The organism is Enterococcus casseliflavus NBRC 100478, assembly GCF_001544095.1.
Lineage (GTDB): Bacteria > Bacillota > Bacilli > Lactobacillales > Enterococcaceae > Enterococcus_D > Enterococcus_D casseliflavus.
Map to the genome: position 1 here is coordinate 21961 of NZ_BCPT01000011.1, position 17263 is coordinate 39223.

Genomic DNA, 17263 nt, shown 5'->3' on the forward strand with positions numbered 1-17263 from the left:
TTATGCTGACGTCATTTTCTTGTACAACCGTTTGCCAGCTGCACGGGCGCCAAAGTTAAATAGCAAGACGGCAATGATCAATACCGCCGAAGCCCCGGCTGAAACTTGAGCGCCATCAGGCATCGTACCTTCTGTATTGATTTTCCAAATATGGACTGCCAGCGTCTCCGCTTGTCGGAAAAGACCGATCGGGCTGGAAACACTCAATGGATTCCAGTTTGTAAAATCAAGGGCCGGTGCACTTTGTCCTGCAGTGTAGATCAGCGCTGCCGCTTCACCAAAAATCCGACCAGAACTTAGAATGACCCCAGTCAAAATTCCTGGTGTTGCTTCTGGAACAATGATGCGTGTGACAGTTTCCCAACGGGATAAGCCTAAAGACAAGCCCGCTTCACGCTGCGTATAATGAATCGCTTGTAGAGATTCTTCCACATTTCTAGTCAATAGTGGCAAATTGAAGAAAGTCAATGCCAAGGCACCTGAAATGATCGAAAAGCCATAACCAAACTGGATAACAAAGACTAAGAAACCAAAGAGACCGACAACCACAGAAGGCAGTGAACTCAAGATTTCGATCGATGTCCGAATGATATCCGTCAACCAGTTTTTCTTCGCATATTCTGATAAGTAGATCCCTGCTCCTAAAGAAATCGGAAAACTAATGATCATTGTCACTAAAAGCAAGTATAGGGAATTGAACAATTGGATGCCGATCCCGCCACCTTCTTGATACGCTTTTGAAGAAGAAGTCAGAAACTCCCAATTGATATGGGGAATACCACGTACCAAAATGTACAATAGTAAGGAAGCCAAAATCAAAACAATGACTCCAGCAACAGCATACAAGACGCCGGTAGCAATTTTATCTGAACGTTTTGCATTCATTATTTCAATGCTCCTTTCTTCCCAATAAAGCGAATGACAATGTTAAATAGTAAGGACATCAATAAGAGAATCAAGGCTAATGACCATAGAACGTTGTTTTGGACTGTTCCCATGATCGTATTCCCAATACCCATGGTTAAGATCGATGTCAATGTTGATGCAGGTGTCACTAAGCTCGTCGGCATCAATGCCGCATTACCGATAACCATTTGGATCGCCAATGCTTCCCCAAATGCGCGAGCCATTCCGAAAACAACCGCCGTTAAAATCCCAGGGACAGCTGCTCGTAAAACAACTTTATAGATCGTTTGCCAGCGTGTTGCACCTAAAGCTAAGGATGCCTCACGGTAGTGCCGAGGGACTGCCCGTAACGCATCGACAGTCATCGTAGTCACTGTCGGCAAAATCATGATAAATAGGACAAAGGTCCCCGCCAAGATCCCAAACCCTGTACCGCCAAAAACAGAACGGACTGCTGGTACAATGACAGACAAACCGATAAAACCATAAACTACAGAAGGAATACCGACTAATAGTTCGATGACGGGCTGCAAAATCTTCTCTCCGTTACGAGGGGAGATCTCCACCATAAAGACTGCTGCACCGATCGCAAATGGTGTTGCGACGATCGCTGATAGGAAGGTTACGAAGAACGAACCAAGGATCATCGGTAAAGCACCTACTAATGGTTGGCCATCAGGACCAACAGCACTTGGATTCCATTGCGTACCAAACAAAAAGTCGAAAACATTGACTTTGTCTACAAAGAATGTCGCTAATCCACGGCTAGCAACGAAATAAAAAATGGAGATCACAACCAATACAATCAACGCAATACATAGAAAGCTAACCAGCTTTCCTCTTTGTTCCATTCTTGCGCGCTTGGATTTTTTTGTTAACACTTCTTTTACATTTTCCACGAGGGTTCCTCCTCAAAAATCAAACTAAACTCATAACCATTAGTTTATCGGTTCAACATCAATTTCTGTTAAAGCTTGTGTAAATTTTGTGTAAAGATTATTCGACAATGTTGCCTTCCCAATCTCTTTCCACCTGCATGATGGAAATTGGAATATAACCCAAATCCCCGACGATATGCTCTTGTACTTCATCAGAAAGCATATATTCGAGAAATTCAGCGGTCAATCCCGTTGGTTCTCCTTTTGTATACATATGCTCGTAAGCCCAAACTTTCCAATCATTGGTCGTTACATTTTCAATCGTTGGTTGAACCCCATCAATCGAAAGGACGTTGACTTCATCTGTCACATAAGAAAATGCAACATAACTGATGGCGCCTGGTGTATCTGAAACAATCGAACGGACCATCCCACTAGAATCTTGCTCTTGGGAAGGAATCGCTGTTTCGCCATCCATGATCCATTTTTCAAACGTACTTCTCGTGCCGCTTCCAGTCGCCCGATTCAACAAAACGATGGGCAGATCATTTCCGCCAACTTCACGCCAATTGGTAATCTTTCCTAAGAAGATATTTTTTAAGTCCTCTGTTGAAATATCCGTGATCCCAACGCCTTTGTTGACGATCGGTGTGATACCCACCGTTGCCACTCGGTGGTCAACGAGTGCATCCGCATCGATCCCTGGCTTTTCTTCTGCAAACAAATCAGAATTCCCAATATCGACTGCGCCTGCTTGGACTTGACTTAACCCAGTGCCGCTCCCGCCTCCTTGGACATTGATAAATCGCCCAGGATTTGAGTTTTGAAATTCTTCCGCAACGGTTTCTACGAGTGGCTGCAAGGCAGAAGACCCGACTGCTGTGATCGATTCTCCTCGATCTGCCCAGCTTGCACATCCTGAGAGTAAAATAACCAATCCGATGATAGGACTTAGAAGTTTTAATTTTTTCATCATAACGCTCCTTGTACTTTCGAAAGTCATTGATTGTAAAAATCAATTATTTTCATTTTACCATTAGTTGAAATCAATGAAAATTATTATTTGCTTTTTTTTCTTGAGCTTAGTCTGTCCCTTTATTTAAAACGCTTTTTTTCTTTTAGAAAATAACTATTTTGTAAATAAAATGACAAGATTTCTTAATTAAATTACGTGCATCCAGAAGGTATGCTGTGCTATACTGTGAGAGGAAACGTATTTTAAAAAGAACAACATATTGTACTTGCTTCCCCAATCAAGTACAATATGTTGTTATGTTCAGCGTTTTCACGATTTCATCAACATTTCCCCAAAATGTCTGTTGAATCGAAACGGCAGAAAGAAGCATTCCTATGCATCTTCTGCCGTCTTTTTTTATTCTAATTCACTTAACCATGTCGCCATCTGCTCAATGATGGCTTCTTGCTGTGCTTCATTTGGTAGATCCGCTGCTGCTTCTCCTTTTTGTAACCCATAGCTACCAAAGCCAGCATGATTGCCGCCTTCGATCGTTTGGAACGTCGTAGTTTCTGGAAGGAGGCTGCGGGCAGCCTGCCAATTTTCTTGATTCACTACTTGGTCTTGACTGCCTGAGAGTGACAACACAGCAATCGATTGATCAGCTAAGGATCCTTTTTCATCTGGGTAACTAGCAAAGAAAAAGACGCCTTTTAACTCGTTGTCGTTTTCAGCCAACTGATTCGCTGCAAAACGGCTTGCCATGACGCCACCTAATGAATGACCGCCAATGACATAGGAGCTATGGGGAATTTCTTTCAAGACCTCTTCTGCACGATTGCCTGCTAAAACAGCCATGTTAAAGGGCATTTTAACGATCGCTACAGGATAGCCTTTTTCCGCTAAACCTGCTGCCCATACACTATAGCTTTCCGCATCGACAAGAGCACCAGGATAGAAAATAACCAAAGGCTTTTCTTCATCTCCAGCAAAATAGAGGACATTTCCCTCATCATCTGCCTCTTTCGCAGCTGTAACTGCAGCATCCACTGCTGGGTAATGCAGTTGTTGCCAACCGACCCAACCGGCAATAGTTAAAATAACAACGGTGATCAATACACCGATCAAAACTTTTGTTCTTTTTCTCATCATATCCTCCTGCAAAAAAGAAGATCAGGAAAGGATGGCAGACGAAACTTGCGGGTCCATCATCTCCTGAATCTTTTTATAAGTGTTTCCAATTTTTATCGGTGAGCCAGCGCCAATAGTTCTCGTGCATGTTCGATCGTTAAATCGGTGATTTCTGCACCTGAGAGCATACGGGCGATCTCAGCCACTCGTTCTTCTTCTGATAATTTACGGACATGGGTTTCTGTCCGACCTTCTTGAATTGCTTTTTCGATAAAATATTGATTGTCCGCCACAGCCGCTACTTGCGGCAAGTGGGTGATACACAAGACTTGCGAATTCGCAGCGATCTTGGCGATTTTTTCGGCGATCGCCTGAGCTACTCGGCCACTGACCCCAGTATCCACCTCATCAAAGACAATACTAGTGATTCCTTGCTTGCGGGAGAAAATCGATTTAAGCGCTAATAAGATCCGGGAAAGCTCTCCTCCAGAAGCAACTCGCACTAACGGTTTCATGCCTTCACCGGGGTTGGTGGTCAAATAAAACTCCACGGTATCAAAGCCGCTGCTGCTTAATTGTTTTGAGCCAGATGCAAACCGCACTTCAAATTGCGCGTGCTCCATATACAGCTCTTTTAACTCTTGAACGATTTCTTTTTCTAAACGATGAGCCAATTCACGTCGTTTGACGTGCAAGGCTTCCGCCAGCTGCCAAACTGCTTCAGCTTTTTGGGCAAGCTCTTCTTCTAATTGTTCCAACTGACCTTCCGTATAGGCAGACTCGCTGATTTCTTTACTAATCTCATCATAATAAGCAAGAATCACAGGAATTGACTCCCCGTATTTGCGCTTCAATTGACGAATCGTTTCTAGTCGTGAAATGACTTCTTCTAGACGACCTTCATCTAATTCAAGATTGTCGACTTGCCGAGAAATATCAGTGGCTGCATCCTGTAGCAGGTAGTATGCACTTTGGATCGCTTCACTGATTTTTTCATACGCAGGATCAAGATGGGCGATCGACTGGATTTCTGATAATGCCACACTGACCCCATCTAGGCTATTGACCTCTTCGGCAGATAGAGCGCCATAGCTTTGCCCGAGAGCATCCACGATTTTTTGATAATTGGTCAGTTTTTCTCGTTCATCGATCAGCTGCTCTTCTTCATTTTCCATCAATTCCGCTTGGGCGATCTCTTCTTGTTGAAAACGCAGCATATCCATTCGCTGCACATAGAGCTGCTCATTTTCTTGGATGGTCCGCACATGCTTTTCTAAGGAGCGATAGGCTTGATAGGCTTGACGGTAACTTGCAAGTTCCGCTTTAAAGGCATCATCTCCAAAACCATCCATCAACGCCAAATGTTTTTCTGGCTGCAGCAGCTCCTGATGCTCATTTTGTCCTTGGATATCGACTAAGAATAAACCGATTTGACGCAAAACCGACAAGGTAACGGTTCGACCATTGACACGACAAATATTTTTCCCCGATTGAGAGATATCTCGTTGTACGATCAGAATTTCCTCTTCATCAATACCCAGATCTGCGGTCAACTCTTTGAACTCTTGCTGATTCGGCCATTCAAAAATCCCTTCCAAACGGCATTTTTCTGTGCCTTGACGCAAATAGTCACTGGACCCTCTGCCACCAGCTAGTAAGCCCATCGCATCGATAATGATTGATTTCCCAGCACCGGTTTCACCTGTTAGAGCCGTCATCCCCTCATGAAAAGACAGGTGCAGGTTGGAGATAATCGCAAAATTTTGGATCGACAATTCTAAAAGCATCCCTTGCCTCCTCTTTTATACGTAACGTTGGAAATCCTTGAATAGGTTCTCGGTATCTGCTTCTGTTCTGGTAATCATCAAGACGTTGTCATCATCGTTTAGCGTGCCAAATAACTCTTTGGCATAACGCTTATCGATCAAATTCGCCAAAGCCGAAGCATTGCCAGGCAGTGTGCGCAGGATCACAAATTTGTCCATTCGATCGACAGAAACAAACGCCGTTTTTAGGATTTTATCTAGTTTACCACTCACGTCTTCCGTTGTCTCTTGTGGAATACTATAGCGATAGCCGCCTTTTTGGGAAGGAACTTTCACTAACTTCAATTCCTTGATATCCCTTGATATGGTTGCTTGTGTGACTGAGACGCCGCGATCTTTTAACAACTCGACAAAATCTTCTTGTTTCTGAATATCTTGTTCACTTAACAATCGTGTAATCAAGCGATGCCGTTCTTTTTTTCTCATCTCTTGTTCCTCCTGAATGAATTCCTACTAATTTTATCCTATTTTGCGCAAGAAAGAAAGAGAGCCGACAAGTAAAATGTCCACTCTCTTCCATTCTTTATTTTGGTTGATGAAAGGTCTCATGTGCTGATGCAACAACTTTCGGGATGTCGATCCCTGCTGCGGTGCCTTCTTGCAGGCTTTTCTTTAAATGTACGATAAACTCGATATTCCCTTCGCCACCAGTGATTGGTGAAAAACTTAGGTTTAATACATCGAATTTTGTTTTCTTAGCGAATGCCAGTACTTCCTCCAACACTCGTTCATGGGTTTTGGTGTCACGAACGATCCCATTTTTTCCGACCGCTTCTTTGCCCGCTTCAAATTGTGGTTTGATCAGCGCCATCACTTCGCCATCTGTTACCAAAATATCATAAAGGGGAGGTAAGATCAGTTTAAGTGAAATAAAAGAAACATCGATCGTAGCAGCTTCAGGAAGACCATCCAGGAAGTCTGTTGGTTTTGCATAACGGAAGTTGACCCGTTCCATTACGATCACTCGCTCATCTTGCCGCAGCTTCCATGCTAACTGATTGTAACCGACATCCAGTGCATAGCTTTTTTTGGCGCCATTTTGCAACGCCGCATCAGTAAAGCCACCGGTGGAAGCGCCGATATCTAACATGATTTTATCGGTTACGTCAAAATCAAAAACTTTGAGTGCTTTTTCTAACTTGAGACCACCACGAGAAACATACGGCAGCTTCTTCCCTTTGATCTGCAGCAGTGTATCTGCGGCAATTTTTTCTCCAGGCTTATCTAAGCGCTCATTGTTTTTTTCTTTGTACACCAATCCAGCCATCACTCCTCGTTTGGCTTGCTCGCGGGTCTCAAAGAGGCCTTGCTGGACAGCTAAAACATCTACTCGTTCTTTCTTCATGCGTTCCCTCGAATCTCAAATCGTTCCACAAATGCCAACAAAACATCTGGCGTAAATTGACCATATTGAGTTAATTGCGCCAGAATTGCTTTAGCCTTGCCTAATTCTTCTGTCAAGGCTTGCTGCGCGCCTGCTAAGCCAAGTAAAGCAGGATAGGTACTTTTCGCCAACTCGTCATCTCGGCGGACAACTTTGCCTAGCTCTTCGGTCGTACTAGTGGCATCTAACAGATCGTCGCGAATTTGAAAGGCTAACCCAATATGCTGGGCAAAGCGATCCAATTCATGCAGAACCTCTTCCGTCTGGTCGGCTAAGACACCACCAGCAATCACCGCAAAGCGGATCAATTCTCCAGTCTTTCGTTCATGGATTGACATGAGCTCCTCAAGACGAAGGGCTTGGTTCTCCCCTTGAATATCAGCTGCTTGGCCGGCGACCATCCCTTGCGTGCCCGCTGCTTTACTCAACTGCTGCAGCAGCAAGACTTTTTGATTGGCTTCGATTTCCGCCATAGCGACTAATTGAAACGCAGCCGTCAAAAGACCATCTCCAGCTAAAATCGCTAAAGCTTCACCAAAAACCTTATGGTTGGTGGGTTTGCCTCGACGCAGATCATCGTTGTCCATTGCTGGCAGATCATCATGGATCAGCGAATACGTATGCACCATTTCTAGGGCTGCTGCACACTGGTACACCGCGGTATTGACGGGTTTGTGAAAAGCGGCGACTGTTGCTGCCAATAAAAGCGGGCGAATGCGTTTGCCGCCAGCTTGGATCGAATACTGCATGCTTTCAAATAGTCGTTGATCAGAAGTGTGTTCTTTGACAAAACGTTCCATAACTTCTTCGATCAATGGGGCGTGTTCTTTCGTAAATTCCTTCAAAGCACTCATTGGCTTTCCTCTTCAAAGGGGACTTCTTCATTGGATTCAGTCATCATTTTTGTTAAGGATTTTTCCGCTTTACTCAAGGTGTCCTTGCATTGCTTGCTCAAAACCATGCCTTTTTGAAAAGCATCTAACGCTTCTTCCAATGGAACATCGCCTTGTTCCAAACGGGTTACGATTTGTTCTAATTCTTGTAATGATTCTTCAAATGTTGGATTTGCCATGATTAACTCCTTCTGTACTAATAACTTCGACCAGTGTTTGGCCATCTTGGTAATGGATCGTCAGCTGATCTTCTGGCTCGATCGCATCAATCGATTTGATCAACTGCTCATTTTTCGTGGTATAGCTGTAGCCGCGTCCCATGATTTTTAGTGGGCTTAACAAATCAAGGGATTGGACTGCATTTGCAAATTGATTTTCTTTTGCTGCATAAATATCTTTCATGGCTTTCGTTAAGCGTTGAGAAAGATAGCTGACCTCTTGATTGCTGGCTTGTAATCGCGCTTTTGGTTGTTGTTGGGCCAACCGTGAAATCAATTGCTGTGCCTGGCGATCCTTGTCATAAAGCAAGGTTTGCAAGCCTTGCTGCATCCGCTGCTGCAACTGATCGAGTTTGATGGACTGTGCCTCATACAAGCGCTCTGGTTGTCGAAAAACATACGATCCAATCACTCGCTGATAGCGTTCTTGTTTGTACTGGATCTGATGCATAAATGCTTGCTCTAATCGGGCTTGTCTTTCTTCGATCCGCAAAATCTCCTCCGACAGCACTGGCACCGCTAATTCGGCAGCGGCGGTCGGAGTTGCCGCCCGTACATCCGCCACTAAATCGGCAATCGTCGTATCGGTTTCATGCCCCACTGAAGAAATAATGGGGGTTTTTGCATCAAAAATGGCTCTTGCCACTCGTTCTTCATTGAAAGGCCAGAGGTCCTCGATCGATCCACCCCCACGTCCGATGATCATAGTATCAAAGGTCCCATCGGCTTCGACTCGTTGGATATTTTTCACCACATCATCCGCAGCTTTATTGCCTTGTACCACGGTTGGATACAAAACGATCTGAGCAATGGGATAACGCCGCTGTGTCGTCGTGATGATATCTCTGATCACCGCTCCACTAGGACTGGTCAAAACCGCGATGCGTTTCGGGTATTTCGGCAAGGACTGCTTCGGTGCAGAAAATAAACCTTCTGCTGCTAATTTCTGCTTTAATTGTTCGTAGGCTTGATAAAGAGCGCCGACACCGTCTGGTTCCATATGATCGATCACCATCTGGTAATTTCCGCTTGCCTCATACAGAGTGATACGCCCAACCGCCATGACTTTCATGCCCTCTTCTGGTTGAAAGCGCAGCTTGTCAAAAGCGCCTTTGAACATGACGGTCGAAATCTTTGCACCATCATCCTTCAAACTAAAGTATTGGTGATTGGGGCGACGACGAAAATTGGAGATCTCCCCCGTCAAATAAACCCGTTCTAGATACGGATCGACGTCAAACTTACGCTTGATATATTTTGTTAATGCGGTTACCGTTAAATATTCTTGCGCCATTTAGTTTTTCATTGTCTCCTTTGCTGCCTCGATCGTTTGGGCCATCAACATCGTGATCGTCATTGGACCTACACCTCTAGGTACCGGTGTGATATAGCTAGCGATCGGTTCGACTTCATCAAATTTCACATCGCCGATCAACTTGCCGTTGGCATCACGATTCATCCCAACATCAATCACCACAGCCCCTTCTTTTACGAAGTCTTTTGTGACAAAATGACCGCGGCCGATCGCCACGACTAAAATGTCCGCTTGTTTTGCCAACTCGGGCAGATTTTTGGTTTTTGAATGAGCAATAGTCACGGTGGCATTTGCCCCCAAGAGTAAGTGCGCCATTGGTTTTCCGACAATGTTGCTGCGACCGATCACTAAGGCATTTTTTCCTTCCAATTCGATCCCATACGCAGCAAACATTTTCATAATGCCATAAGGGGTACAAGGAATTCGGTCAGGTACACCTGCGAATAATTTTCCTAAATTGATTGGATGAAAGCCGTCGACATCTTTTTCTGGTTTGATGGCTAACAGTACTTTTTCTTCATTGATATGTTTTGGCAAAGGAAGTTGAACCAAAATTCCATGAAAGGCATCATCGTTATTGAACTGTTCGATTTCTGCTAATAATTCTGCCTCAGTAATGGATTCAGGGTAGCGGGCAACACGGGAATTGATACCGATTTTCGCCGCAGCTAGTTCTTTATTTTTCACATAAGTCTGACTCGCTTTGTCTTCTCCAACAAGCAAAACAACTAATCCCGGTGTCACACCCTGCTCTTTTAGTGTTGCTGTCTCTGAAAGAAACGCTGCTTGCATTTTTTCAGCCAATTCTTTTCCATTGATTAATGTACCCATTCTGACAACTCCTCCAACCTGATTATACGGACTTATTTTGTAAAAAGAAACGCACCAATCGTTTGTCGATATGCTTCTTCATGTTTTCTATCATAGCATTTTCTGAAAAGAAAAACACCGTCTAAGGCTCCCTTTTTTCGGAAAAAACGAGGGTAAACCGACAAAGTGCGTGCAAAAAAACCGAACGATCAAGCAGGACCGTCAAAACAAGGCGGTTGCTCATAAATCGTTCGGTTTCTGACTCGATCGAAAAAAAGCTGATCTCTTTTGATCGATCGTGTTAGGGTTGAAAATTACTCACTTACTTGGTTGGTTTTTGTTTCTAGCTCTTGATTGACTGTTGATAAAATACCGTTGACAAACTTTCTGGACTGATCGTCACTAAAGGTTTTCGCTAACTCGATCGCTTCATTCAAAGCCACACGATTCGGCACATTATCCACATAGATCATTTCATACAAAGCAATTCGTAAAATCGTCACGTCCATTTTTGCTAAACGCTGGATTTTCCAACCAGCTTTTAAATGATTTTGAATGACTTCATCCAAGGCTTCTTTGTAATGACAGACACCTGCCACTAATTGATCTAAATAAACAGGCACAAAATGCTCTTGTTCTTCATCGATCAATTCATGGTGTTCCAACTCGATGGCATGCATGATGGCATCTTGTTTCGTTAAATCTTTATTAAAGTCTAGTGGAAATAAAGCTTGTAACGCCATTTTCCGTATTTCATGCCGTGATAATTCTTTACTCATTTTCTTCCTCGTCGTTTCCAAATAATTCTTCGATGTCTGGTAAATCTACTTTTTCTGGCACGACTGCCACAACATGAACATTTACTTCAGCCAGTTGTACATCTGTCATAAATAAGACTTGCTGTTTGACCCGTTCTTGGATCTCCATTGCCACTTTAGGCACTGACATCCCATAAGTGATATAGCAGTAGATATCCACTTTGATCCCTGTTTCATCGATCGTTAAGTAGACCCCTTTGCCATGAGCTGCGCGACCCAATAATTCAGTGACACTGTTTGCCAGTGTTCCTCGCATCCCATAGACACCTTCCACTTTAGAAGCAGCGATCCCAATAATGATCTCGATCACTTCTGGTGCGATGACGATCTCGCCTAATTCAGGACTTGCATTTAATACAAGGTTTTTATCTTCATTCATACGTTTTTGCCTCCATTCTAAACAGCTGTACCGTATTGTTTGTAAAAAAACCGCTCGTTTTTTCCGTTTGAAGCAAACCAACGCTTGATTCAATCAATAACATCCATGGCACAGTGTTTCTTCTCGCTCTAAGTTTATCATTTTCTGCACTGAGAATCTATAATAACCCACTATTCTCAATGAATTTTCTGAAAAACAAGGTCGATGAATCAGAGAATGATCAATTCTTTCGGTGAATGTGTCAACACTTTATTGCCAGTTTCTGTGATCAAAAGATCATCTTCGATACGAACGCCGCCAATTCCTGGAAGATAGATCCCTGGTTCATCTGTAATGACGTTTCCGACAACAAATGCTTTATCAGCGCGGAAGGATACATTTGGTCCTTCGTGGATCTCTAAACCAATCCCATGGCCTGTTGAATGACCAAAGGCATCTCCGTAGCCAAAGGAAGCAATGTGATCCCGAGCGATCGCATCTAGTTCAATTCCGGTCATTCCAGGTTTTGCTGCGGCCAAGACTTTTTCTTGCGCTTCAAGTACGATTTGATAGATTTCCTTCAATTTATCGCCAGGATCTCCTACTGCAAAGGTTCTAGTCATATCAGACACATAGCCTTGATAGTAACAGCCAAAGTCTAACGTGATCAGATCGCCTTGTTCGATCACTTTTTCACTGGCAACCCCATGGGGCATTGCTGAACGCAGCCCACTAGCAACGATCGTTTCAAAAGATACGCTTGTGGCACCTAATGAACGCATAAAGAAATCTAACTGATTCGCCACTTCGATTTCTGTCATTCCTGGGCGGACCATTTTCAAAATATGTTCGAATCCTTGATCGGCGATATGGCAAGCTTGTTGGATCAATGCGATCTCTTCCTCATCTTTGACTTCCCGCAAAGCCTCGATCATCCCCGATACAGGGGCAAGGGATGATTCCTCGATCAAGTCTTCTAAGACGGAGTATTCGGCAAAGCTGACGAAACTTTCTTCAAAAGCTAAGACATTGATTTCTTCCTTTTGGCAGATGGTTGCAACTTCTTCAAAAATCGGTCCGCTATTTTTTACGATCTCAAAACCTTGAGCTTGGGCAGCTGCTTGCTCTGTATAGCGGAAATCTGTTACAAAAAAAGCTTTGTCCAACGTAATGACTGCTAAACCAGTTGTCCCAGTAAAGTTTGTCAAGTAACGCAAATTGTATGGGCTGGTGATCAAGAACCCATCAATCGAATCTTTTCTCATTGCTTCACGTAATTTTTCAACTCTTAACATGTATCGTTCCCTACTTTCTTGTTCTATACGATAGTATTATAACAAACTTCCAGAAAAAGCGGAAAGCAAGCGAAAAGTTTTCTAAAAAATCAAGCAATATGAATAAACGATAGAGTACTTTAAAAAGACTGCCGTGTGATCTTTCGTTGTTCTCTTCTAAATGATGGCTTCCGTGCACAAAAAAAAGCAATTCAATCAATGAATTGCTTTTTTGATAATTATCTTTTACGTCCCAAAAAGAACGATACGACTGCCACGAAAATGACCGCGCCAATAATCGCAGGCACGATAGCCATTCCTGCTACTTGCGGTCCCCAAGTGCCAAAAAGGCCTTGACCAATCGATGCGCCTACAAGTCCTGCAACGATATCAAAAATACAACCGCGTTTTTCGCCTGCAATGGCACCACCGATTGAACCGATGACCGCTCCTACGATCAATGTCCATAAAAAGTGCATACTAACCCCTCCTAAACTTTCTTATAAAAAGGGTACCATATTGAGAATCAATTGGAAAAATATATGCTCTCTTGTTATTTTCTGCGAGTGAAGGCTCGTTTCAATACATCAAAAAAGCCTAATGAATGCACCATATGGTCTGGATCGACGTATTCACGAATCGCTCGCAAGACTTTTTTTGGTTCTTTTGAGGAGAAGGTATACGTGCCATTCTTTTTGGTGCGGATCGCATAGCGTGGTATCCAACGGCCTTTGAACATGACCGAAGCGATCACATAGTCGACATCTTCCCATGGGATCTGAATAAACTTGCGTTTGTCACGGTCATTGTAAAACTCAAAGGCTTTATCGCCGATCATGATTTTGCCGTACTCATTGATCCCTAAAAAAGACGTAGCATCGATCGTCAAATCCACTTTTGTATTAAGAGATTGTACCATTTGCGCTTACTCCATTCTATATCGTCTTATTGTCTTATTATACGTGTTTGCAGCAGGTTTGGCGAATAAATAAAAAGGTACTTGGGTTGCCCCAAGCACCTTTCATTGAAAAGATTATAACAATCCGATCAAGTGTCCACCGATACCGACTAAGAATAGACCGATAATAATGATGATTGGAGAAACTTTTTTCTTCAATAACCACATACATAATAAAGTAAGCAATAGTGCAGCTAGACCAGGAATCAATTGATCCAAGTTGTTTTGCAATGTTGTTACTTTTGTATCAGTCAACGCACGGCCTTCAGCAACTTGTTGGAAGGCTTGTTGCAAACCAGCAGAGCCAGAAGGCAAGTTCGCCCAATCGACATAAGCACCTTCATCAAGCGGTACGCTTGAGACAACTGGCGCAAATGAGATCGATACCCAACGCTGAACGAGTGACCCTAATACGAACATCCCTAAAATTGAAGCACCTTTTGTTACATCTTGCAACAATCCGCCTGAAAGGTCATCAGTGATTTTTGAACCAGCACGATAGCCGAATTCTTGTGTGTACCACATAAATGCCCAACGGATGATGTTCCATGCAACGAAGAAGATGATTGGACCTAAGATGTTTCCAGCTAAAGCAAGAGAAGCACCTAGAGCACCTAACATCGGACGTACAGTAAACCAGAACACAGGGTCACCGACACCGGCTAAAGGACCCATCATCCCAACTTTTACCCCTTGGATCGCTACGTCATCGACAGGCGCGCCATTGGCACGTTCTTCTTCTAAGGCTAATGTTACCCCTAAGATTGGCGATGCGATATATGGGTGAGTGTTAAAGAATTCTAAGTGACGCTTCAATGCAGCGGCACGGTCTTCTTTTGTTTTGTATAATTTTTTGATTGCTGGAATCATTGAGAATGCCCAACCACCATTTTGCATACGTTCATAGTTCCATGAACCTTGAATGAAGGTAGAGCGCCATGCTACGGCTAAACGATCTTTTTTATTTAATTGAATTTTTTCTGCCATTTTTTTCTCCTCCTTCGATTCTAATAGTCATTCAAGATATCGCCTAGAGGGTCGCCAGTGTTGCTGCCGCCGCCTCCATTTGATGATCCGCCCATTTTAGTTAGGTTCAAGTAGATCAATGCGATTGCTACTGCCAAAGCACCGATAGCGATCAATGTCAATTGAGAAATAGCTGCGATAACGAAACCGATAATGAAGAATGGCCATACTTCACGAGTTGCCATCATGTTGATAACCATTGCATAACCAACGGCAACGACCATACCACCACCGATAGCCATACCATCAGTTAACCATGCAGGCATTGATTCTAAGAAGTTTTGAACAGTTGCAGCAGGAATTGCCAACAATGCAGCTGCAGGAATCGCAATACGAACCCCTTGCATACATACAGCGATCACATGCCACATTTCGATTTTACGAATGTTGCCTTCTTCAGCAGCAGCATCCATAAAGTGAACGATTGGCACAGCTAATGTACGAACGATCATTGTCAAGAACAAACCAGCAACAGCTAGAGGGATCGCAACGGCAATCGCTGTATCAACACCAGCAGTTCCTTGTCCACCTAAAACTAAAATAATTGCAGATGCAACAGACGCCAATGCAGCATCAGGTGCAACAGCGGCACCGATATTTGCCCATCCAAGTGCGATCATTTGTAATGATCCGCCCAAAATGATACATGCTTCCAAATTACCGGTCACTAAACCGATCAAAGTACACGCGACTAGTGGTTGATGGAATTGGAATTCATCCAAGATTCCTTCCATACCAGCTAAAAAGGCAACGAGTACTACTAATACCATAGATATAATAGTCATGATAGACCTCCTATTTAGTTGAATACGTTTCTATTTATTCGCCAATTCATTTTTGGCTTTGCGTAAGATTTCGTCCATGTTGTCTCGAGAGTCATTTGGCACTTTACGTACATCGAATTTGATGCCGCGTCCTTTTAGATCTTCAAATGTCTTCACATCGTCCGTACCCATCGACAATACTTTACTTACAACAACTTTCCCAACAGAGTGAGCCATTGAACCAACGTTCACTTCAGTGATGTCAACGCCGCCTTCAACTGCACGCAATACATCTTGTGGGTTTTCAAATAATAGTAAAGCTTTCGTATTCCCGAAACGAGGGTCTTTAGAAACTTCGATCATTTTGTCCACTGGAATGACGTTCGCTTTTACTCCTGGAGGAGCTGCTTGTTCGATCAGTTTTTTACGCAAATCATCTTTTGCAACTGCATCAGAAACAACGATGATCCGAGATGGATTAACTGATTTTGTCCAAGCTGTAGCGACTTGACCATGTAGCAAACGAGAATCCACACGCGCAAGCACGATTTTGATTTTGCCATCGCCTAGAACAGTTCCCGGAGGAAGTGATCCTTTAGGTTGATCGTCTTGCACAGCTTTTGGTGCTGTCGCTTCTTCTGGTTCAAGCTCTTCTGGTTTGACCTTAACCCCTTCTTTAGCTGTTTCAACGATGTGCGCAGCGATTTCATGCGCAGTGTTCATTGAAAAACGTGAAGCATAGGCTTCGATCACCATTGGTAAATTCATACCAGCAACGATTGCCCATTTGTCTTTGTGATCTTCAAACAAGCTGTTTGCTTGGTTGAAAGGAGTACCACCCCAAAGATCAACTAAGAATAATACTTCTTCTTGATCGTCAAATGTAGCAATTGCTTCTTGCATTTTTGCCTTGATGTCATCTGGACCTTCACTTGGCATCAATGTAACAGCTTTAACATTTTCTTGTTCGCCGAAGATCATTGAACCAGATTGCAAAATGCCGTTAGCAAATTCTCCATGACTTGCTAGGATAATTCCTACCATCTTTTTACCTCCTATATCAAAATTGAAAAATGTGACACGAATACGAAAGAAAAAACAACATCGAAAAAATTAAGGGTGACTACCTTCTTTTTCCAAAATATCCTTCAAAAAGATTTTACGATCAGCTGGAACTTTGCGTATCTCTACTTCTATGCCTTGATTTTGCAAATAAAGCAGCGAAGCAAGATCTTGATCATTGACTGACACGAAATTAGTGATCATCCGTTTTCCCATTGAAAAGCTCATGCCGCCGATATTGACGGAACGAATGTCAATGCCTCCTTTGACCAGAGTCACGACATCTTGAGGGTTGGTAAATAATAACATGACTTTTTGCGTATTAAATAATGTGTTATGCGCCACCTCAAGCATTTTTGCTACTGTCACCACATTGGATTTGATTCCTGGTGGAGCAGCTTCTTTCAAGAGAAACTTCCGTAATTGGTCATTTGCGACCTCATCACTGACCACGATGATTCGATTGATACCAGTCATTTTCGACCAAGCTGTGGCGACCTGACCATGAATCAACCGATCGTCGATTCGGGCAAGACGTATATCCATTCCCATTGTGCAAGCCTCCTACATCCATCGATCCGCTTTTCATATTGAGGATCTGTTCTTTTTTCAATCACCTCCTGTATCCACTTATATAGAAGCAAGAAGCGTGCCAAGTTTTTTTCGATACACTATTCTTGAAAAAAC

20 protein-coding genes are annotated in these 17263 nt (G+C 43.2%); all 20 read right to left on the reverse strand.

Features of this window, described 5'->3' with window-relative positions; genetic code table 11:
- Positions 1–885 (reverse strand): phosphate ABC transporter permease PstA, encoded by an 885-nt coding sequence (gene pstA / locus ECA1_RS10480; RefSeq protein ID WP_005225782.1) that lies wholly within the window; start codon positions 883–885, stop codon positions 1–3.
- Positions 885–1805, reverse strand: a complete 921-nt coding sequence (gene pstC, locus ECA1_RS10485; RefSeq protein WP_005225781.1) for a phosphate ABC transporter permease subunit PstC — start codon at positions 1803–1805, stop codon at positions 885–887. Before pstC ends, pstA begins: the two co-directional genes overlap by 1 nt.
- Before the next feature lie 97 nt (positions 1806–1902).
- Positions 1903–2757, reverse strand: a complete 855-nt coding sequence (locus ECA1_RS10490; protein ID WP_060792430.1) for a phosphate ABC transporter substrate-binding protein PstS — start codon at positions 2755–2757, stop codon at positions 1903–1905.
- Positions 2758–3156: 399 nt separating this feature from the next.
- Positions 3157–3888, reverse strand: coding sequence for an alpha/beta family hydrolase (locus tag ECA1_RS10495; protein WP_172462571.1), 732 nt, complete (start codon positions 3886–3888; stop codon positions 3157–3159).
- A 95-nt stretch (positions 3889–3983) separates the two neighbouring features.
- The gene (gene recN / locus ECA1_RS10500; RefSeq protein WP_060792432.1) at positions 3984–5657 is read right to left on the reverse strand and encodes a DNA repair protein RecN; all 1674 of its coding nucleotides are present in this window, start codon (positions 5655–5657) and stop codon (positions 3984–3986) included.
- A gap of 15 nt (positions 5658–5672) precedes the next feature.
- Positions 5673–6122, reverse strand: a complete 450-nt coding sequence (gene argR, locus ECA1_RS10505; protein ID WP_005225777.1) for an arginine repressor — start codon at positions 6120–6122, stop codon at positions 5673–5675.
- Between the two features lie 97 nt (positions 6123–6219).
- Positions 6220–7041 carry a TlyA family RNA methyltransferase gene (locus ECA1_RS10510; RefSeq protein WP_060792433.1) on the reverse strand — a complete coding sequence of 274 codons (822 nt, stop codon included), beginning with the start codon at positions 7039–7041 and terminating at the stop codon, positions 6220–6222.
- Positions 7038–7934 carry a polyprenyl synthetase family protein gene (locus tag ECA1_RS10515; RefSeq protein ID WP_060792434.1) on the reverse strand — a complete coding sequence of 299 codons (897 nt, stop codon included), beginning with the start codon at positions 7932–7934 and terminating at the stop codon, positions 7038–7040. The genes ECA1_RS10510 and ECA1_RS10515 overlap by 4 nt, the downstream gene beginning before the upstream one ends.
- A complete protein-coding gene (locus ECA1_RS10520) occupies positions 7931–8152 on the reverse strand; it encodes an exodeoxyribonuclease VII small subunit (RefSeq protein WP_005225774.1) in 222 nt (73 codons plus the stop codon). Before ECA1_RS10520 ends, ECA1_RS10515 begins: the two co-directional genes overlap by 4 nt.
- Positions 8133–9485, reverse strand: coding sequence for an exodeoxyribonuclease VII large subunit (xseA, locus tag ECA1_RS10525; protein WP_060792435.1), 1353 nt, complete (start codon positions 9483–9485; stop codon positions 8133–8135). Before xseA ends, ECA1_RS10520 begins: the two co-directional genes overlap by 20 nt.
- The gene (locus tag ECA1_RS10530) at positions 9486–10337 is read right to left on the reverse strand and encodes a bifunctional methylenetetrahydrofolate dehydrogenase/methenyltetrahydrofolate cyclohydrolase (RefSeq protein WP_005235351.1); all 852 of its coding nucleotides are present in this window, start codon (positions 10335–10337) and stop codon (positions 9486–9488) included.
- Between the two features lie 293 nt (positions 10338–10630).
- Entirely contained in the window at positions 10631–11095 is a 465-nt protein-coding gene (gene nusB, locus ECA1_RS10535; RefSeq protein ID WP_060792436.1) for a transcription antitermination factor NusB, read from the reverse strand.
- The gene (locus tag ECA1_RS10540; protein ID WP_005225770.1) at positions 11088–11513 is read right to left on the reverse strand and encodes an Asp23/Gls24 family envelope stress response protein; all 426 of its coding nucleotides are present in this window, start codon (positions 11511–11513) and stop codon (positions 11088–11090) included. The genes nusB and ECA1_RS10540 overlap by 8 nt, the downstream gene beginning before the upstream one ends.
- A 209-nt stretch (positions 11514–11722) precedes the next feature.
- Positions 11723–12787 carry a M24 family metallopeptidase gene (locus ECA1_RS10545; protein ID WP_005225769.1) on the reverse strand — a complete coding sequence of 355 codons (1065 nt, stop codon included), beginning with the start codon at positions 12785–12787 and terminating at the stop codon, positions 11723–11725.
- 218 nt (positions 12788–13005) lie between these two features.
- Entirely contained in the window at positions 13006–13245 is a 240-nt protein-coding gene (locus tag ECA1_RS10550; RefSeq protein ID WP_005225767.1) for a GlsB/YeaQ/YmgE family stress response membrane protein, read from the reverse strand.
- A gap of 74 nt (positions 13246–13319) precedes the next feature.
- Positions 13320–13685, reverse strand: coding sequence for a DUF956 family protein (locus ECA1_RS10555; protein ID WP_005225766.1), 366 nt, complete (start codon positions 13683–13685; stop codon positions 13320–13322).
- A 114-nt stretch (positions 13686–13799) separates the two neighbouring features.
- Complete coding sequence (locus ECA1_RS10560; RefSeq protein ID WP_005225765.1) at positions 13800–14711, reverse strand: PTS system mannose/fructose/sorbose family transporter subunit IID; 912 nt, start codon at positions 14709–14711, stop codon at positions 13800–13802.
- A 20-nt stretch (positions 14712–14731) separates the two neighbouring features.
- Entirely contained in the window at positions 14732–15535 is an 804-nt protein-coding gene (locus tag ECA1_RS10565; protein ID WP_005225764.1) for a PTS mannose/fructose/sorbose transporter subunit IIC, read from the reverse strand.
- A 30-nt stretch (positions 15536–15565) separates the two neighbouring features.
- Positions 15566–16558, reverse strand: a complete 993-nt coding sequence (locus ECA1_RS10570) for a mannose/fructose/sorbose PTS transporter subunit IIA (RefSeq protein WP_005225763.1) — start codon at positions 16556–16558, stop codon at positions 15566–15568.
- Positions 16559–16627: 69 nt separating this feature from the next.
- Entirely contained in the window at positions 16628–17122 is a 495-nt protein-coding gene (locus ECA1_RS10575) for a PTS sugar transporter subunit IIB (RefSeq protein WP_026008065.1), read from the reverse strand.
- Between the last annotated feature and the right edge of the window lie 141 nt (positions 17123–17263).